Annotated in this window: 18 protein-coding genes; 7 read left to right on the forward strand and 11 right to left on the reverse strand. The window is 70.3% G+C overall.

Annotated features, from left to right (window positions below; all coding sequences use genetic code 11):
• Positions 1–204 precede the first annotated feature (204 nt).
• Positions 205–1608, forward strand: coding sequence for an alpha/beta hydrolase family protein (locus tag NUT86_RS36270; protein ID WP_274739599.1), 1404 nt, complete (start codon positions 205–207; stop codon positions 1606–1608).
• A 169-nt stretch (positions 1609–1777) separates the two neighbouring features.
• On the opposite strand, the gene NUT86_RS36275 is transcribed toward NUT86_RS36270, so the two are convergent.
• Complete coding sequence (locus NUT86_RS36275) at positions 1778–2638, reverse strand: DUF4190 domain-containing protein (RefSeq protein ID WP_018088694.1); 861 nt, start codon at positions 2636–2638, stop codon at positions 1778–1780.
• A gap of 252 nt (positions 2639–2890) precedes the next feature.
• Here NUT86_RS36275 and NUT86_RS36280 point away from each other — a divergent pair, with 252 nt between their 5' ends.
• On the forward strand, positions 2891–3502 hold the full coding sequence (locus NUT86_RS36280) for a GOLPH3/VPS74 family protein (protein WP_159484640.1): 612 nt from the start codon (positions 2891–2893) through the stop codon (positions 3500–3502).
• Between the two features lie 24 nt (positions 3503–3526).
• Here NUT86_RS36280 and NUT86_RS36285 read toward each other — a convergent pair whose 3' ends face one another.
• The 3 genes from NUT86_RS36285 to NUT86_RS36295 all read right to left on the reverse strand — a co-directional run bounded on the left by NUT86_RS36285 (position 3527) and on the right by NUT86_RS36295 (position 7751).
• Entirely contained in the window at positions 3527–4939 is a 1413-nt protein-coding gene (locus NUT86_RS36285) for an amino acid permease (RefSeq protein ID WP_093639362.1), read from the reverse strand.
• Between the two features lie 326 nt (positions 4940–5265).
• Entirely contained in the window at positions 5266–6768 is a 1503-nt protein-coding gene (putP, locus tag NUT86_RS36290; protein ID WP_274739603.1) for a sodium/proline symporter PutP, read from the reverse strand.
• Between the two features lie 350 nt (positions 6769–7118).
• A complete protein-coding gene (locus NUT86_RS36295; protein WP_018088698.1) occupies positions 7119–7751 on the reverse strand; it encodes a class I SAM-dependent methyltransferase in 633 nt (210 codons plus the stop codon).
• A gap of 256 nt (positions 7752–8007) precedes the next feature.
• Here NUT86_RS36295 and NUT86_RS36300 point away from each other — a divergent pair, with 256 nt between their 5' ends.
• Positions 8008–8421 (forward strand): Asp23/Gls24 family envelope stress response protein, encoded by a 414-nt coding sequence (locus NUT86_RS36300; RefSeq protein WP_018088699.1) that lies wholly within the window; start codon positions 8008–8010, stop codon positions 8419–8421.
• A 44-nt stretch (positions 8422–8465) separates the two neighbouring features.
• Here NUT86_RS36300 and NUT86_RS36305 read toward each other — a convergent pair whose 3' ends face one another.
• The 3 genes from NUT86_RS36305 to NUT86_RS36315 form a co-directional block, all read right to left on the reverse strand.
• A complete protein-coding gene (locus tag NUT86_RS36305) occupies positions 8466–9476 on the reverse strand; it encodes an SMP-30/gluconolactonase/LRE family protein (RefSeq protein WP_229837863.1) in 1011 nt (336 codons plus the stop codon).
• Complete coding sequence (locus tag NUT86_RS36310) at positions 9473–10117, reverse strand: hypothetical protein (RefSeq protein WP_018088701.1); 645 nt, start codon at positions 10115–10117, stop codon at positions 9473–9475. The genes NUT86_RS36305 and NUT86_RS36310 overlap by 4 nt, the downstream gene beginning before the upstream one ends.
• A gap of 126 nt (positions 10118–10243) precedes the next feature.
• A complete protein-coding gene (locus tag NUT86_RS36315; protein ID WP_274740734.1) occupies positions 10244–11551 on the reverse strand; it encodes an NAD(P)/FAD-dependent oxidoreductase in 1308 nt (435 codons plus the stop codon).
• 410 nt (positions 11552–11961) lie between these two features.
• Here NUT86_RS36315 and NUT86_RS36320 point away from each other — a divergent pair, with 410 nt between their 5' ends.
• Positions 11962–12588 (forward strand): DNA polymerase ligase N-terminal domain-containing protein, encoded by a 627-nt coding sequence (locus NUT86_RS36320; protein WP_018088703.1) that lies wholly within the window; start codon positions 11962–11964, stop codon positions 12586–12588.
• A gap of 14 nt (positions 12589–12602) precedes the next feature.
• Complete coding sequence (locus NUT86_RS36325) at positions 12603–13142, forward strand: isochorismatase family cysteine hydrolase (RefSeq protein WP_266445148.1); 540 nt, start codon at positions 12603–12605, stop codon at positions 13140–13142.
• 74 nt (positions 13143–13216) lie between these two features.
• On the opposite strand, the gene NUT86_RS36330 is transcribed toward NUT86_RS36325, so the two are convergent.
• Together NUT86_RS36330 and NUT86_RS36335 are read right to left on the reverse strand one after the other, a co-directional pair.
• On the reverse strand, positions 13217–13696 hold the full coding sequence (locus tag NUT86_RS36330) for a DUF5709 domain-containing protein (protein WP_093639342.1): 480 nt from the start codon (positions 13694–13696) through the stop codon (positions 13217–13219).
• 120 nt (positions 13697–13816) lie between these two features.
• Positions 13817–14227, reverse strand: coding sequence for a DUF2795 domain-containing protein (locus NUT86_RS36335; RefSeq protein WP_371874779.1), 411 nt, complete (start codon positions 14225–14227; stop codon positions 13817–13819).
• Between the two features lie 275 nt (positions 14228–14502).
• Here NUT86_RS36335 and NUT86_RS36340 point away from each other — a divergent pair, with 275 nt between their 5' ends.
• On the forward strand, positions 14503–15642 hold the full coding sequence (locus tag NUT86_RS36340) for a baeRF2 domain-containing protein (protein ID WP_159484632.1): 1140 nt from the start codon (positions 14503–14505) through the stop codon (positions 15640–15642).
• Positions 15643–15745: 103 nt separating this feature from the next.
• Positions 15746–15874 (forward strand): LPFR motif small protein, encoded by a 129-nt coding sequence (locus NUT86_RS36345; RefSeq protein WP_018088708.1) that lies wholly within the window; start codon positions 15746–15748, stop codon positions 15872–15874.
• A 131-nt stretch (positions 15875–16005) separates the two neighbouring features.
• Here the strand turns inward: NUT86_RS36345 and uriT are convergent, their stop codons facing one another.
• Both uriT and uriH read right to left on the reverse strand, forming a co-directional pair.
• Entirely contained in the window at positions 16006–17463 is a 1458-nt protein-coding gene (gene uriT / locus NUT86_RS36350) for a uridine transporter UriT (RefSeq protein WP_274739609.1), read from the reverse strand.
• Complete coding sequence (gene uriH, locus NUT86_RS36355; protein WP_274739611.1) at positions 17460–18407, reverse strand: uridine-preferring nucleoside hydrolase UriH; 948 nt, start codon at positions 18405–18407, stop codon at positions 17460–17462. Before uriH ends, uriT begins: the two co-directional genes overlap by 4 nt.
• Between the last annotated feature and the right edge of the window lie 275 nt (positions 18408–18682).

Below are 18682 nucleotides of genomic sequence, written 5' to 3' on the forward strand. Positions count from 1 at the left end.
GCTGCCGTGTCGCAGAGCGGCCCATCTTCACAGTGAAAGCCACCAAGTTGTTCCCACCAAGTTGCTCGCACCGCTCTGCTCTCACTGGGAGGCGGCGCCCGGTTGCGCCGCCGGGTAACCCGCGGGCTGCGGGGCGTGGCGTTCGGGGGAAGGGCGGGTGTCGCAGAGGGGGGCCGGGGGGCGCGGCTCGTACGTTCGGGCCGTATGACGTACGTATCGGCCGATCGCGCCTCCGGCCCCACGCGCCGCACCACGTTGACCGGGCTCGTCGGTGGGGCCGGGGCCCTCCTGGCCGCCGGGTGCAGCGCGTCGCCCGCGACGGCGCCCACTGCGCGTCGCACGGCCCGGGCCTACGCCTCGGCGAGCGATCCCACGCCCGGCGTGATGACGCTCTTCAAGGACCCCGCCTTCAACTTCAACGGGCTCCTCGCGCTCGGCGGTTCCGGTTACGGCGCCAGTGAGGTGGGCGAGGTCCTCACCGCCGTGAACACGATCAACAAGGCCGGCCTCTCCGCGCAGACGTACACCGAGACCTTCAAGAATCTCGGCGATCAGCTGAGGAAGCCGCCCAGCAGCGGTGAGCCCGGGACGGAGACCACTCGCTTCCGTGCACTGCGGGCCGCGCAGTACTACGCCCAGGCACTGTTCTTCGTCCTCGGCTCCGACACCCCCGGCACCGAGGAGGAGCTGTACAAGGCGGGACGCGGCTCCTGGGACGCGTTCTGCGAGCGGTGCGACCCGGTCCCGGTGACGGCGCGCATCCCGTACGGGAAGACCCCCCTGCCCGTGTGGTTCTTCCGGCCGGACAGCTCCGGCGAGCGGCGCCCCACCGTGATCCTCACGAACGGCAGCGACGGGCAGGACGTCGACATGTGGACCTATGGCGTCGCGGCCGCCCTGCAGCGCGGCTGGAACGCCCTGGTGTACGACGGGCCCGGCCAGGGCCAGCTGCTCTTCGTCGACCAAGTGGTCTTCACGCCGCGCTGGGAGACCGTCGTCACCCCGATCGTCGACTGGCTGACCGCCCGCCCGGACGTGGACAGCAGAAAGATCGGGCTGACCGGGCTGAGCATGGCCGGGGACCTGGCCCCACGGGCAGCGGCTTTCGAGCACCGGATCGCCGCTCTGGTGGCGATGCCCGGTGTGCTCTCGCCCTGGCTGGGCTTCCCTCCGGAGATCCGGGAGATCCTCACCCCGGACAAGGAGAAGACCAACAACATCTGGAACAAAGAGGTCGTCCCCGAGCTGCCGCCGTCCGCCGCCGCGACGATGAAGAAACGCTTCGAACCCTTCTCGGTGCCGGCGATGCTCGCGGCCCGTCAGGGCAAGATGTTCACCGACTTCTACACCCCGGCCACCCTCATCAAGTCGCTGGACATCACGGACGTCGTGGGCCGCATCAAGATGCCGACGCTGGTGCTCGACTACGACTTCGAGCAGTTCTATCCGGGGCAGCCACGCCAGCTGTTCGACAAGCTGACAGCGCCCAAGGACTACGTGAAACTCACCGCGGCCACCGGGGCGCAGCTGCACTGCTCCCCGATGGCCCCGCAGCAGCACTGCGAAGTCGTCTTCGACTGGCTGCAGGAGAAACTGTCCGGCCGCTGAGCTCCGCCGCGGCGTCCTCGTCGCGGGCCGCCGGTGTCCGGCAGGTACTTCAGTCTCCGACGACCTCGCAGGGCCGGGCGAGCGTAGGGGAGTTGGTCGCAGATCCGCACTCACCGGGCGGCGGTGGCTTCGAGTTGCCCCATCAGTGAGTGAGTGCGGAGATGCCCCATCAGCGGGTGGGGCCGCTCCAGTAGGCGTCGTCCCACCGCATGGCGTCGGGGCTGAACTCGACCTCGATCCGGTCGGCGGCATCGGGCGGCAGCGAGAAGGCGTACTTCCCGACGGCTTCCTTGCCGGGGAGGACGTAGCCGGTGATGACCTTCTGCCGCCCGCTTCCGTCGATCACCAGCTCCGTCGAGGCTCCGTTCGCGTCGCTGACTTCGGGCAGTCCGGTGTCCACCTTCACGCGCTCGGTGCCGGTGTTGACCACCTTGACCGTCACCTGGACCGCCTTGTTGCCCTTGGCGTGACCGAGGACGTAGTCGTCCGGGGTGAACGGCTCCGGCTTGGTGACCGTGACCTTCAGTCCGTCCTCGAAGGTGTAGGACTCGCCGAAGGACAGGTGCCGGGCCTTTTCCGACGCCGACGCGGAGGCCTTCACCTCTTTGACCTTGCTGCGTGCGCTGTCGGTGACCTTTTTGACCACGGTGACGGTGAAGATGCCGCCACCGGCAGCGGCCAGCAGGCCGACCCCGCCCAGGATCACGCCGGTCAGTGCCATCCCCTTGTTCGTCGCCCGGCCCGTGCGCGCGTGGCTCAGCCCGACGAAGCCGAAGATCACGGCCAGCAGGGCCGGCAGCCAGGACATCCAGAACAAGATGATGAGCAGGCCGAGGACGATGCCGACGATGCCGAGTACCAGGGCGGTGATACCCATGCCGTTGCGCGCCTGCGACGCCGGTATGGGGGCCATCGGATACGGCTCCCAGCGGGCCGGGGGCGGTCCGGGCGGCGGCGGGCTCCACGGGTTGTGGTCGTCCGGCGTCCGGTCACCGGGCTGCTTGCCGTCGGGGGGAGTGGGCACGGTCATGCACAGTCCTCGAAGTAGATGAACTGACGAGATTAGCAGTCGCTTTGCTCACTCATTACGGAATTTCGGACAGGTCCGGACAGGCCTGGCACCTGTAGTCGCTCACATGCCGTCAGTCCCGTCAGACCCTTCACCGGGCGTCATCCGACGGCCACGGTCGAGGCCGCCTGTTCCAGGAGCAGCGGACAGCTGGGCCGGCCGGCGGGCGATCAGCCGTCCGAAGCGCGACCATGGGACGGAGAGGAGCCCTCCATGACCACACCGCGGGACCTGCTGATCGTTGCCATGGACGTGGAGTCCGGCCGCCCTCTTGAGCGGGGTGACCTGTCACTCGCGCTTGCGGGAGCCGAACTGATCGATCTTCTCGGCGCCCGGGCCGTGCGGCTGGACGGCGATCAGATCGTGCCGGGTTACCGGCCGACGATTCCGGACCGCCTGTTGGACCAAGCCGCTTCGTCGCTCGTCCAGCAGACGCCGTACGAGTCGGTCGACGACTGGCTGTGGCGCAGGGGCGAGGGCCTGGCGGCGGCCTATCTGGCCGCCCTTGAGGACGACGGGCAGGTCACTCGGGAACACCGCCGCTGGCGGCCCTTCCGGACCGGTCGGACGGTGCTGGCCGATTCCCCCGCCCGCCGTCAGGCCGAGGACCGCTGGACCTCGCAGGAGGCCGTCCTCACCACCCTCGCGTCAGCCGCCGGGATCAACGGCACACGCACCGGAGACGAGCCGGGCGTGACCGACGACGCGGTGTCCACCGTGCTCGTCGCCGTCCACGACGCCGTCAGGGAGCTGGAGGCCGAACGGCAGCGCCGCTCCCTCGAGAAGGCGGCCTTCGACAACATCTGGCGAGGGAACGGCGACTGAGCGTCCCGGTGCGGTGTACCGCGCTCAGGCGCTTTCGGCGGCCTGCCGGTCGCGGCGCTGCTTGAGGTGGCCGGCGCCGGCCAGTACCGCCACCACGACGGCCGTGCCGATGAGCTGATGACGGCCGTCCGCGTTGGCGGCCATGACGGCGAAGACACCGAGGATGCCGGCGAGGGTGAGCCAGGTCAGATAGGGGAAGCCCCACATCCGCACCGAGAGCAGCTCGGGGGACTCGCGCTCCAGCCGGCGGCGCATCTTCAGCTGGGTGAGGCAGACGATGGACCAGACGACCAGCACCGAGCAGCCGGCGATGTTCAGCAGCCAGGCGAACACGGTGGTCGGCCAGACGATTCCGGCGATCACGGCCGCGAAGCCGAACACACAGGACGCCAGCACCGCCGCGGCCGGCACGCCCCTGGTGACCTTGCCCAGGAAGCGAGGGCCCTGGCCCCGGCTGACGAGGGAGTACGCCATGCGCGAGGAGCCGTAGATGTTGGCGTTCATCGCGGAGAGCAGGGCCACCAGCACCACGATCTGCATGATCGTGCCGGCTGCCGGGATTCCGAGCTGGTCGAGCACGGTGACGTACGGGCCGTCCGTGGCGACCTTGGGGTCGTTCCACGGCACCAGTGTGACGACCACGGCCATGGAGCCGATGTAGAAGACGGCGATGCGCCAGACAGCGGTGCGGACGGCGCGGGCCACGTTCCGGCTCGGATTGTCGGACTCCGCGGCCGCGATGGTGACGGTCTCCAGGCCGGCGAACCCGGAGATGGTGGTCAGCAGCCCCGCGGCGAGTCCGGCGACGCCCGTCGGGAAGAAGCCGCCGTGACCGGTCAGATGACTCGTTCCGGGCGCGCTGCCGAACACTCCGAGAATGCCGAGCAGGCCCAGCACCAGGAACGCGACGATCGCGGCGACCTTGACCGCGGAGAACCAGAACTCGAACTCGCCGAAGTTCTTGACCGCGGTCAGATTGCTGGCGCAGAAGAACACCATGAAGATCGCCACCCAGCCGTAGGCGGGGATGAACGACACCCACGAGTGCATGATCGTGCCCGCCGCGGTCGCCTCGGCGGCCACACCGGCGCAGAGCATCAGCCAGTACATCCAGCCCGAGGTGGTCCCTGCCCAGGAGCCGATCTCCTCCTCGGCGTGCACCGAGAACGAGCCGGTGGACGGCCGGGCCGCGGACATCTCGCCGAGCATCCGCATGATCAGCATGACCAGTGCGCCGGTACCCATGAAGAGGAGGACGATGGCCGGTCCGGCCGCGGCGATACCGACCCCGGAGCCTACGAAGAGCCCCGCGCCGATGACCCCGCCGAGGGCGATCATCGACAGATGGCGCTGCTTGAGGCCGTGCGACAACACGGACTCGGAGTTCTGCCCGGCGTCCGGGGAGTCCTGGGGTGACCGGGTGATTGTCCGACTCATGGTCGTGCCTGTTCATTGGGTGTGACGTTCGGTGAGCCTGACGAGTGTGAGGGGACGTGTTGCGCTACGGAGTGAACGCCCGCTATTCGGACGGTCTACTTACGCGGGGTGAATGCTTCGGCACGCGGTGAAGTGGGACCTTTCGGTGATCGGTCCCCGCAAGGGGGCGTAACGACCGCATGTGGAGCGCGAGTTGCGCGGATCGGGCGCTGTTGCCGGGCCGTCCGCAGCCACTTCCGTGCCGCTCACCGTCCGTAGCTGACCGGGCGGCCCCGAACGCGGTACTTCGGTCGGGTAGTTCGCGCGTTCGCGAGGAAACGCTGACCTCAGCCGACCGGCACCGTCGTGGCGGGCTTGCGCTCCATGGGGCCCGCCCAGGTGCGGCGCGGCGGGAGGCCGACGAACTTGCCGAAGAGCAGCGCCGCCGCGGTGGCCGCGAGGACCCCCGGTACCATCTCGTAGATGCCGGACTGCAGCGGCCCGAGGAGCGGGTCGATGTGCTTCCAGAGGACGACGGTGGCCGCCCCCGTCACGATGCCGGCCATCGCCCCGGCCCGGGTCATGCGCGGCCAGTAGAGTGACAGCAGGATCACCGGGCCGAAGGCCGCACCGAAGCCCGCCCAGGCGTACGCGACGATGTCCAGCACGGCGCCGCCGCTGAGTGCGATGACGTAGGCCACCAGGGCGACCACGACCACCGTTGCGCGCGCCGCCAGCACCATGGTCGCGTCCGAGGCCTGCCGCTTGACGAACGCCCGGTAGAAGTCCTCGGTGAGGGCCATCGCCGACACCAGCAGCTGGCTGTCCGCGGTGGACTTGATCGCGGCCAGCACGCCGACCAGCAGGATGCCGGCGACCCAGGGATTGACCAACTGGGCGCAGAGCGCGATGAAGACGGTCTCCGGGTTCTCCAGCGTCTGGTCGAGCGCGGCGATCCCCACCAGTCCCACGAGCGAGGCGCCCGCCAGGCAGACGACCACCCAGCTCACGCCGATCCGGCGGGCCCGGGGAATCTCGCGGGTGCTGCGGATGCTCATGAAGCGGGCCAGGATGTGGGGCTGGCCGAAGTAGCCAAGTCCCCAGGCGAGCAGGGAAATCACCGCCACCGCGCCGAGCGGCCCGCCGGACGTCCACCGGCTGCCGTCGAAGCCGGCCTCCGCCCTCATGTCCAGCAGGGCCGGGCTCTCGCGTGTGAGCGCACCGTGCAGCGCGCCGAACCCGCCCAGCATCGCGATGCCGATCGCCGGGAGGGCCACTGCCGCGCAGAACATCACCGTGGCCTGTATCGAGTGTGTGACACTCACCGCGCGGAAGCCGCCCAGGACGGTGTAGACGACGATCACCACGGCGAAGACGGTGAGCGCGAACTCGAAGCCGCCTCCGAAGATTCCCTCGAACAGCACGCCCCCGGCCAGGAGTCCGCTCGCCACGTAGACGGTGAAGAACACGACGGTGACGGTCGCCGAGACCAGGCGCAGCATTCTGCTGCCGTCCTCGAACCGCTCCTCCAGATACGACGAGAGCGTCTTGGCGTCGCCGGCCAGCTCGGTGTAGGTACGCAGCCGCGGTGCGACCAGAAGCCAGTTGAGATAGGTGCCGATGGCCAGGCCGACGGCGATCCATGAGGCGCCGATGCCGGCCGCGTACACGGCGCCGGGCAGCCCCAGGAACAGCCAGCCGGACATGTCACTGGCGCCCGCGGACAGCGCCGCCAGTGGTGCCCGCAGCCGGCGCCCGCCCAGTGCGAAATCGGAGAACGTCACGGTGTCCTGATACGTCCAGATGCCCACGGCCACCATGGCGAGCAGGAATATCCCGAATGTGATCATGACGGGTACGATCAGGGGTGTCACCACTGCTCCCTAGCTGCTGGCACTGCCATCGAAGGCACGGGCCCCCGGGGAGATCTCACGAGGAGATCCCGGGGCGAGAAGGCTCCGGCGCGAGCAGACGATACGGATCCGCCACCGGGAGCGGCACCCTTTTGACAGATGTCCTTGGCGACCGCAAGCCCCCCCGGCCCCCGGTCCCCGCGGGCCCGGGACGGGGCCGGGCCAGGACCATATCGCGGTGCCCGGCCCCTGATATGGGGCAACCCCCCTTCCTTGTACGGGACTTGGAGGTTCCGGGTGGGGTTGGGGGGGGCTCCGGCCATGGGGGCCGGGGGGCGCGGCGGGCGTCAGGCGGTCCGGCGGCGGAGCTTCACGGTGTTGTCGGTGCGGGGGTCCGGCTTTCCGTCGTGGCCGGTCCGGAAGCTCGGGTGTTCCTCGCAGCGCAGCAGGTCCCACTGTCCGTCGGGGAGGCCGAGTGCCCCGACGACTTCGTCCGGAGTGGGGAGCGGTACCTCGGAGTCGGGTTCCCAGGCGGGGATTCCCGCATGGCCGACGATGAGCAGCACCCCGCCGGGCGCGACGGCGCCGGCGGCCTTCCGCAGGATGTCCTCGCGGGGCATATCGCTGTGGGAATGCAGGAATTGGGCCGTGACGAGATCGAAGGTACCGGCGGGGAACGCGGTACCGAGATCGCAGTGCTGCCAGGTGATGCGGTCGGCGACGGCTGTCGCCGCCGCGTGCCCGGCCGCCCGGTCGAGGGCGACACGGGAGATGTCGACGGCGGTGACCTCCCACCCCCGCTCGGCGAGCCAGAGCGCGTCCGCTCCTTCCCCGCAGCCCAGGTCCAGTGCCCTGCCCGGGGTGAGGTCGCCGGCCTCCCGGACCAGGGCGGCATTGGGGCGGCCGCTCCAGATCCGGTCGCTCTCCGCGTAGCGGGCGTCCCAGAATTCCTGGTCCGGGACGGTGACGTCATGGGTCATGGGTGTCCTCCTCGGTCCGTGCGCAAGGGTCAGGTGCGGTACCGCCGTTTCCGTGCCGTACCGCCCTTGCCGGGATGTTCCGCCGGACCGTCGGTATTGACAACGTTCCTTGCTGTATCGGCAAAGGTGGGGAGGGTGGCGGGCCGGCCGCCCGCAGCCGCCGCGGCCCGTTTCGGGAGGCAGCGTCACCCGTACGGCCATAGCGTGAAGAGAGGGCCGAAGACTTCCCCTCGATGGAGTACTGGGGTGATGAGCAATGACCGAGTTCGCAGAGCGCGGGTCGCGGAACACCGGGGAGCTGGGGCGGACGACCATCGCCGACGGTGTGGTCGCGAAGATCGCCTTTTTGGCGGCCGGTGATGTGGAAGGAGTTCATGCCCTGGGCAGCGGACTCTCGCGGTCGGTGGGAGCCCTGCGCAAACGCGTACCCGGGGGAGGTACGTCCACCACGCACGGCGTCAAGGTCGAAGTCGGTGAGAAACAGGCGGCGGTGGACCTGGACGTCGTCGTCGAGTACGGCGAGGTCATCCCCGAGGTGGGGAAGGCGGTGCGGGAAAACGTGATTTCCGCGGTGGAGCGGATGACCGGCCTCGAAGTCGTGGAAGTCAACATCGCGGTCAGCGATGTGCGGCTCCCCGACGAGGAGGAAGAGCCGGAGCGGGTGCGGTAGCAGCCCTGCCGGTCCGCGGCGGCGGGCGCCGAGCGCGCAGAGGGTCAGTGCGCGGACGCCGTGCCGTCCGCGCCGGGGAGGGCGCAGACGGCGATACCGCGTTCCGCGACGCTGCCCATGGCCAGCAGACGCTCCGTCCGGCAGACACTGGTGACCATCCGGTACGGAGACCGCACGGCACGCAGATCGCGGACCGTTCCGCCGTCGGGACGGACCGCCAGCACCCGCGCCGTGGGATGCGGCGGCAGCGAGAGCCGCAGCCGCTTCGAGACCTCCCAGGCCGCCCGCCGGACCCCGCGCGGCATGCCGTGCAGCAACTCCACACCGGCGGCCGGTGGCCGTGCCAGGGCGACCCAGAACTCCCCCTCGGGACCGCGGGAGATGTTGTCGGGGTAGCCGGGCAGATCGGCGGCCAGGGTGTCGGCGGTCCCGGCGCGGGGGCCGGTGAGCCGGTAGCGGCTGAGGCGGCGGGCCCCGGTCTCGGCCACGACCAGGAAGGACTCGTCCGGAGCCAGGGCCACGCCATTGGCGAACTGCAGCCCCTCCAGAAGGACTTCGGGGGCCCTGTCGGGCCGCAGGCGCAGCAGCTGCCCGGTTCCGGTGTGCTCCAGGAAGTCGCCCAGCCACTCGTCGAGGCCGTAGCGACGGCTGGAGACGGTGAAGTAGACCGTGCCGTCCACCGCGGCGGTGACATTGCTGCAGAACCGCAGGGGCGCGCCGTCCACCTCGTCGGCTAGCACACGGACGGTCCCGTGCCGCGGGTCGATACGCAGCAGACCGCGCCGGGCGTCACAGACCAGCAGCCCGCCGCCCGGGAGGGGCTGCAGGCCGAGCGGTCTGCCACCGGTGTGTGCCACCGCCGTTGCGCGGCCCGCCGCGTCCGGCGCCGGCAGGCGCAGCCGCCAGATCGTGCCGTCCGCGGCGCCCGCGAACAGGTTGCCGTCCGCGTCGGCCACCACGTCCTCGGGGCCCTCGATCTCGGGCGCGACGATACGGAGCGCCGGCAACGCCTGCGGCCCGGCCCGTCCGGCGCGCTCCGTGAGCTGGCCGCTCACAGCGTCCCGCGGCGCCGGGCCGCCTTGACGCACCGGGTCATCTCCTCGGCGTACGGCAGCGCCACGCACACACTGAGACCGAGTCCGATGCCGGCCAAATAGCGGGCGGGCAACGGGTTTTCCTTGGGCAGCAGCTTCCAGTCGTCGGCGCCGCGGCCGCCCCGAAGTGTGCCGCGGACCTGGTCGGCGTGCAGACAGGCGAGGAATGCCAGCGCCGTGAGCGGCAGGACCTCCAGGAAGCTGTGGATGTGCTGCTCCATGGGACGGACTTCCCGCTCGGTCGTCGCCAGGTTCACGTCCCACAGCGCGGTCGCGCCGTGCGCCAGGGCCGCACCGCCCATGACGGTCAGCACCAGCGGATTGACCTTGGCCAGCAGTCCCATGGCGACCGGCACCCCGGCCTCCGCCATCATCAGCGCATGCACCGCCGATTCCCGGACTCCGCTGGTCTCCTCGATCCGGGTACGCCGGTGCATGATCCAGTCCGCCACCGAAGGGACGAACCAGAGCGGCATGACGCCGTACATCAGAAACCGCCGGCTGGTGTCCTCGGCGTCCAGCGGGCCGCGGGGGACGGTGCGGTCGGCGGGCCGGCGCCAATTCCGCCATGCGCGGGCGACCGGGCTACGGTGCAGGTCCATCTCGCCTCCGGAATCCTGTGGTCGACGGCTTGCGGACACTGCCCGTACACGCCGCACGGATCGTTCACCGGCAAGCCAAGCAGACCCCTCCGCATTCGGCATCCGCGGAACACCCGCCCCCGGCCCTCACGCCCGTTCCGGCCTGCCGCCCGCCACCCGGGCCACTTCGGGGGTCTCGGTGTCCAGCGGTACCGACCAGGAGCGGACCAGGCCCAGCTGGACTGCCTGGCGCGGCAGCACCGCGTCCAGGAACCAGTCGGCGGCCACCCGGATACGGTTGCCCGGCATCGCCATGAGGTGGTAACCGCGGGTGACCGCACCGGCGAGCGGGCCGGACAGCGGGATGTGCAGCGGGTTCGCCGCGGCCTGGATTCCGCCCAGGTCCACCATGAAGCCCAGGTCAAGGTGCTCGTAGGCGCGCGGGGTGCCCTGCCCGCAGGACGCCGCCACATTGCGCGCCGCGACCTTGCCCTGTCGCTGGGCGTGCTGGGCGGTCATCGGCGTCGTCTCGCCGGGGCGGGTCAGATCGGGAACGGCCGCGGCGTCACCGCAGGCGAACACCTCGGGCCGGCCGGGCACTCCCAGGAACTTGTCGACGCACAGCCGCCCCTTGTCGGTGGGCAGCCCCAGTGAGGAGACCAGCGGGTCGGGCCGTACGCCCACACACCAGATCAGGGAGCGGCTGCTGACGAACTCGCCGTCGTCGAGCAGGACCCCGTCCATGGTCGCTTCCTTGACGGAGGTGCGGGTGCGGATCTCGACGCCGCGGGCGCGCAGCACCCGGTCGGCGGTGCGCGACAGCCGCTCGTCGAGCTCGGGCAGCAGCCGGTCGGCGATGTCCAGCAGCAGCCAGCGGGGGCGTGGGCCGTCCCGCAGTGCGGTGTTCTGCCGGACCAGGGAGTCGGTGAACCGCGCGCCCTGGGCGGTGACTTCGGTACCGGTGTAGCCGGCGCCCACGACGACGAAGGTGGTCCTGGCGGCCCGTTCGGCCGGGTCCTCGGCCGCACCGGCCAGTTCCATCTGACGGGTGATGTGGTCGCGGAGGTACAGCGCTTCGGGCATCCCGCGGAAGCCGTGGGCATGCTCGGCGACGCCGGGGACGGGAAGCAGTTTGTTGACGCTGCCGACGGTCAGCACCAGCCGGTCGTAGGTCAGCGAGCCGTCCCGGTCCTCGGGGTCGGTGTAGTCCACCCGACGGGCATCGAAGTCCACGTCATGGACCTCTCCGAGGACGAGCCGGACGCCCGGCAGGGTCCCCGTGAGGGATACCGAGATCCGGCGGGGCTCCAGAATCCCGGTCGCCACTTCCGGCAGCAGCGGCACATACAGAAAGTAGTCATTGGGGTTGATGAGCACGATCTCGGCGGCCCCCTTGGCCTGCCGGGAGAGCGTGCGGGCACATTCGTAACCGGCGAAGCCGGCTCCGACGATCACGATCCGAGGACGACGGCGGTTCACGGGGACTCCTGCCTGTCGAGGATGGTGCTCGGGCGCCGGGCCTGACGGGGCACAGTGGGGTGCGGGCCGACGGCCGGCGCGGGCACACCGTGGTGCCCTGTCGGCTAACCGGTGTGCGGCCGGGTACACATGGGTCCCCTCTCATTCTGAAAGCCCGGCCCCTTGGCGGCACGCTGAGGGAGCACCGTGCATGCCGGGCCCCGCGCGGAGGCGAGGCCGCCGCGAAGACACCGAAGCGGGTGCGGGCCGAGCCGGTGAGCAGCGCCGGACCGGCGGTACCGCACGGCGGCCCGCCCGACCGGGTGGTCACGTCCGCACATGCGTCGCCGGCCGCCCCGCGTGACAGTGAGAGATGCGGCCATCGGCACGAAGGGCAGGCGGGGCACATGGGCGCCAAGGACGGACTGACGGCATACCGCGGCAAACGGCACTTCGACCGGACGCGCGAGCCACCGGGCGCCCCGGCGGGCGCCGGGGACACTTCCTCCTTCGTCGTCCAGATCCACGACGCGAGCACCCTGCACTTCGACTTCCGGCTGGAGGTCGACGGGGTGCTGAAGTCCTGGTCCGTGCCCAAGGGCCCGTCGGCCGACCCGCACGACAAGCGGCTGGCGATGCCCACCGAGGACCATCCACTGGAGTACCGGGAATTCGAGGGCGTCATCCCGGAGGGGGAGTACGGCGCGGGCACCGTGATCGTCTGGGACCAGGGCAGCTACCGCCCGCTGCCCCGGAAGAAGAAGGGCCGCGCCCTGTCGTTCCGCCAGGCGCTGGAGGACGGCCATGTCTCCTTCTGGCTCGACGGCAGCAAGCTCCACGGCGGCTATGCGCTCACCCGGTTCCGCACCGGCGAGGGCCCCGGGAAGCGGGAGTCCTGGCTGCTGGTCAAGGAGCACGACGACCGGGCCGGGCGGCGCGGTACACCGGACGCCCGGCGGGCCCGCTCCGTACGCAGCGGTCGCACCCTGAAGCGGGTGGCCGCCGAGGAGGGCACCGGGCGGGGCGGCGGCTGACCGGGGACCGTGCCATGGCGGCGAAGGCGCTCATTGTGATCGACATGCTCAATGCCTATGAGCACGAGGACGCGGAACGTCTCCTGCCCTCGGTGCGGCAGGTCCTGCCGCATATCACCGAGCTGATCGAACGGGCCCGAAAGAACGAAGTCGAGGTCATCTACGTCAATGACAATTTCGGCCTGTGGCGGTCGCACCACGACGAACTTCTGGACACGGTGCTCAGCGGCCCGCACGCCGATCTGGTGGAACCGGTCCGGCCGGACGGAAAATCGCTGTTCGTGGTGAAGGCGCGGCACTCGGCCTTCTTTGAAACGCCGCTGGAATATCTGCTGCGACAGCACGGTATCGACACGATCGTGCTCTGTGGCCAGGTCACCGAACAATGCGTGCTCTATTCGGCGCTCGATGCCCATATCCGGCATATTCAGGTCATCGTCGCCGAGGACGCCTGTGCGCATATCCACCAGGATCTCGCCGATGCCGCGCTGCGCATGATGGAGCGCAATATGCAGGCCCGGATCGTGCGCTCAGCGGATGCCGATGTGTTCTGAGGGAATGCCGTGAACCGGGGAGACCGCGGGCCCCGGGGGCCCGGAGCGAGCGGGCGGGACGGTGGCGACAGGGTCTAGACCTCCCCCTCTCCGTCCCCCGCATTGTCCCGGGCGATATGCACCGCCGCCTCCTCCGCCGACGCGGCGCCGCCGTCGATCCCGACGTCCCGGGCGGCGATGTCATTGCTGCCACCGCGCCAGAACCCCTCGTCGGAGCCCACGAGCCGGCCGGCCCGCTCGTCGCCGCATTCGAGGTCCGTCGGTTCCCCCACCCCGTCCGGAAGATCGCCGATCCCGTCGCCGTCGGGAGCGCAGACGTCCGGCACTTCCACCGACAGCCGGTGTTCGAGCGATTCGCGGTCGTGCAGCTCCCGCGCGGTGGTCCCCTCGTGGTTCACCACGAAAGGTCTCTCGGGTGGCGAATAGCCCGTGTCCAGCGTCTCGTCGAGGCCCGGCTCGTCGAGGGCGTCCTCCATGTCGAGGTCGTTGGGGTTGTCCTGGGGATCGGATCTGGGCGGCTGGTAGACCTCGTCGCCCATCGCGTCGTCGGACATGACCGCCCTCCCTCTTCCCGTCCATTCGCCCGGCCGCGGGGTGCGGCAGGTGCGTCTACGCCAATTGTCCGCCACCTGGTGGCTCCCGGCAGCGCCAGGAACGGGCGGACCGGCCCGGCCTCAGGCGCGCCGGTGTTCCGTCGCGATCCCGACGGCCTCGGCGATGCTCTGCACATTGCCGAACCGCTCGTGTGCGGGCAGCCGCTCGGCCATGGAGACCAGCCGGTCCGGTGCGTTGTTGCGCCGAAGGGTCTCGATGATCGCGTTCTTGTCGGCCGGGTACAGGCTCCGCCCGAGGTGCTGGGCGAGTTCGGAGCGCAGCCCGACGTCCTGCTCGGTCATCCCGCTCGGTGTGCCGCCCCGGAAGTCACTCTCGGGGGACCAGGCCGCCACCGGCTGGTCCTCGCCCGCCGGCTGGAGTTCATGCTCCTCATCCGTCCGCAGGGAGCGCTCCGCCGTCAATTGCCCCCGCAGTTGCTTCTTCATCACGTCGTCCCGGGCGGGGCCGGTCTTGTCCGTTCCGTGTTCCATGACCATGGGTGCCTCCGGCTCCACGAGTCATACAGACCCGTCGCGTTACTCCCAGTTTCCCTGGTCCCCCAGCCCTAACAACCCGGCGGCGCTGTTTCAACCATGCACACGGAAATCGCGCGGACGGGCACGGAACGTGACCGCAGATGCATATGCCCTTGATGCATACGCCTTTCGGGAACGGGAATTCGTAAGGCAGCCCACCACACACCGACGACAGCCCACCGCACAACAGGAGAAACCACGGAATCCGAGGAAGCCAAGGAGGCAGCGCCATGCGACTCTCGCTCCTGAAACCGGTCATCGACCGGCCGGGCCCCTGGGCATCCGTCTATGCCGATATCTCGCACCACACCGAGGACGCCGAAAAACAGCAAGAGTTGACGGCGAGTGCCACCACGGCGCAGTTGTTCGCGCTCGGCGCGGACGAGGCCACCTGCGGTGCGGTGCACGAAGCGCTGCTCACGCGGCACGAAGGCGATCCCGGGGAGCACTCCGGGCGGGTGCTGTTCGCCGCCCACGGGGTGATCGTGCTGGACACCCCGCTCCCCGGGCCCCCGGCCACCCCGTTCGCGGCCTGGGGGCCGGTGCCCCGGGTCACTCCCCTCCTGGCCGCGGTCGGCGACGACCCGGTCTGCCTCGTGGTCCGTCTGGACCGGACGGGAGCGGACTTCGCCGTACTCGGCCACCGGGGCACCGAGGACGCCGGTCAGGTCAGCGGCGCCGACTGGCCCCTCCACCGCACCGCCTCGGGCGACTGGTCCGAAGGGCACTTCCGCGCCAAGGTGGAGAACACCTGGGAACACAACGCGGGAGAGATCGCCGAGGCGGTGCACAAGGCGTTCGAGGAGTGTGGCGCCGAGGCCGTCATCCTGATCGGCGACGCCCGCGAACGCCACCTGGTGCACGACAAGCTGCCCGAACCGCTGCGCGCCCTCACGTATGAGAGCGAACACGGCGGGCGGGCGCCCGGCGCTGAGAGTACGCTGGTGGACCGGGACATCGCCCAGGTGAGGGCAGTTCAGGAGCGTGAGCACATCGCGCAGGTGACGGACCGCTTCCGCACCGGTGCGGGGCCGGGAGGCAAGAGCGCCCCGCACGCCGCGGCCGGCATCCCCGCCCTGGTCGAGGCGGCCCGGGAACACCGGATCGACACCTTGTTGGTCAGCCCGCACGGCTCGGACATCGCCCGGCAGGTCTGGGTGGGCTCCGAAGTCGATCAACTCGGGGTACGGGGAACGGAGTTGCCGTACCTCGGTGAGACACGTCCGGCAGCCGCACGGGCGGATGACGCACTGGTGCGGTCGGCGGCCGCGAGCGGCGCCGACATCGTGGTGGTCCGTGACCCCGAGCGGGCACCGTCCGGCGGGCTCGGCGCCATCCTGCGCTGGACGGACGAAGCGACACCCGAGTGACCTGCCGCCCCGGCAGGCGCTCCTGACCATGTGACCCGGACATCGACCGGCCAACGGCGACACGTGAGGTGTGCGGCCGGACGGCCATGACGGAGGCTCATTCATGTTGCGAGCGATCGCAGATGTTCTCAGGCAGATCGGCGGTGCCCTCGCCACCGTCGTCACCCTGCCGTTCCGGGCCGTGGCCCGGCTCTTCGGCGGGGCTTCGGACACCGCGCGCGGACACCACTGACGGCGGAAAGCGGACACCACTGACGGCGGAAACCAGGACGCCGCACACCGCAGACGACGCACACCGCGACGGAACCGCCCGCCGCCCGGGGAAATCCGGTCGGCGGGCGGTCCGTTGTCTCCGGCGCCGCCTCAGCTCTGTGCTTCGGCCGCCACCGGCTTCGGGATCAGGAAGGACGTCGCAATGGCCGCGGCCAGGATGACCACGCCCGCGATCATGCCGGCGGTGTAGCCGCCGGACGACGCCGGGTCCGTCGGTGACGCGGCGGTCTTGACCGCGTACAGGAGCGCAAAGCTGAGTCCCGCGCCGAGGTTGAAGGCGCCCGCGTTCAGACCGGGCAGGAAGCCCGGGTTCTCGCTGGGGGACAGGACGATGCCCAGCCCGTTGAGGACGATGTTCGCCACGCCCGCGTAGGCGATGCCCACCAGGATGGACGTCACCAGCAGCAGGAGCTGAGACTGGCTGTGCATCGTGAACAGCATCAGGGCGACCGTCGCCACCGAACCGACCAGGCCGAACCGCAGGATGCGGCCGTAGCCGAAGGTCGCGGCGAGGCGGCCGGCCAGCGGGCCCATGGCCAGTCCGGCGAGCGCGTACGGCGACAGCGTCCACAACGCGGACTGCTCGGCACTCATCCCGAGACCGGCCTGGGCGTCCTGGGCGAACGCCGGGATCAGCCCGTTCATGACGGCGAACACCCCGGTCATGGTGAGCACGGTGGTCAGCAGGGTCGCCCAGGTCGCACGCTGCTGGAGGTGCCGGGTGGCGACCAGCGGGTGCGCGCTGCGGTTCTCGGTCCGCCAGAACAGGGCGAAGGCGGCCGCGGCCAGCACGAGGAGCACGGCGATCAGCGGCCAGTCGGCGGCGGCCAGCTTGCCAGCCTCGTTGAGTGCGATCAGCAGTGAGCCGACCGAGACCACGAGCAGCGCGACTCCGGGCCAGTCCATCCGGGTCGCGGCGGGCGCCTTCGACTCGGGGGTCAGGGTGGCGACCAGGACGGTGGCCAGGGCGGCGACGACCGCCATCGCCCAGAACACCGACTGGAAGCCATGGCTGTCGGCCAGGTAACCGCCCGCGAGCGAGTCGACACCGGCGATCCCGCCGTTGACGGCGGTGATCACGCCGAGCAGGGTGCCGTACCGCTTCGGCTCCTGCACCTCCACCCGCAGCATGATCAGACACAGCGGGACGACCGGACCGCAGACCCCCTGGATGATGCGGCCGGCGAACAGCATCGGCACGCTGGTCGCCAGCGCGGCGACGACACAGCCGACGACCATCAGGGCGAGCATCCCGGCCAGCACCCGGCGGCGCCCGATGACATCGCCCAGCCGAGGGAGGAAGAGCGAGAACAGCGCCGCCGAGGTGAAGAACGCGGTCTGGGTGAGACCGATCTCCGCGGAGCTGGCCCCGAGGGTGTCCTCGATGTTCTTCAGCGCGGGGCTGAGCATGCTGGCGTTGAGCTGGAAGGCGAAACAGGCCGCGAGCAGCGCGGTGACCAGCACGCCGATGCGGACACCGGACCCGCCGCCGGTCCCCTCGGCGGGGCGCTCTCCGGTGGCGGTGCTCGTCTCGGTGGGAGTGTTCATGCCTCGATGTCGCCGATCCGCTCGAGCGCGTCCACGACGAGGTTCCAGAACCGCTCGTGGTCGAGCGTGACCGCGACCTGGGTGGTGCAGTCGTCCGGGGCGGGCGCACGGAAGTCCGTGACGGTCATGCCGACCGTCAGCGCGCCGCGCAGCTCGATGTCGACGGGGGCCTTGCGTACGGTCATGACGTCCGGGTCGATGACATACGCGACCGCGCACGGGTCGTGCACCGGCGGGTGGTCGAAGCCCTGGTTCTCGCGGTAGGCCTCGCGGAAGAAGTCCAGCAGCTCACCGACGAACTTGGCGGGGCGGGTGCCGACCGCGGCGATCTTCGCATCGACCTCGGGGGTCGCCAGCGCCTGGTGCGTCAGATCGAGGCCGACCATGGTGACCGGCCAGCGCTCGTTGAAGACGATGTGCGCGGCCTCGGGGTCGATGATGATGTTGAACTCGGCGACCGCGCTCCAGTTGCCCTCGTGGTAGCCGCCGCCCATCAGGACGACCTCACGGACCCGCTCCGCGATCCGCGGCTCCTTGCGCACGGCCAGCGCGATGTTCGTCAGACCCGCGGTCGGGACGATGGTGATCTCGCCCGGCTCGTGGGACATCACCGTGTCGATGATCAGGTCCACCGCGTGCCGGCGGTCCAGCTCGATGGCCGGCTCGGGCAGCTCCGGGCCGTCGAGGCCGGTCTCGCCGTGGATGTCCGGCGCCGTCTCGATGGCCCGGACCAGCGGACGCGGGCAGCCGGCGGCAAAGGGCACACCCGTGATCCCGGCGATCCGCGCCACGGACAGGGCGTTGCGGGTCACCTTCTCCAGCGTCTGGTTCCCGACCACGGTCGTCACGGCGACCAGCTCGACATTGGGGTTGCCATGTGCCAGGAGCATGGCGATCGCATCGTCATGCCCCGGGTCGCAGTCGAGGATGATCTTTCTGGCCAACGGAAGAGCCCCTTTGCTCTGCTGCTCGGAAATGTGGAGCGGAAGCGGTGGTGGGTGCAGGCCGGTATGGGCTCCGGCGCACCGCGCGCCCGGCGGTCACCCATGGCGAGCCCGGGCGGGGAGTCAGCGACGAGCGAGCAGCATGGGAAAACGTTCTCCGGAAACTTGACCCATGGACCTGCCGGTTGTCAACGGTTCAATCTCTCGCCTACCGGGCGTTATCGGGACGAAGGGCGACCTGTGTGACGGAGAGATCCACCTCTCACGGGACAACG

This window comes from Streptomyces sp. G7(2002) (assembly GCF_028870195.1).
Taxonomy (GTDB): Bacteria; Actinomycetota; Actinomycetes; order Streptomycetales; family Streptomycetaceae; genus Streptomyces; species Streptomyces nigrescens.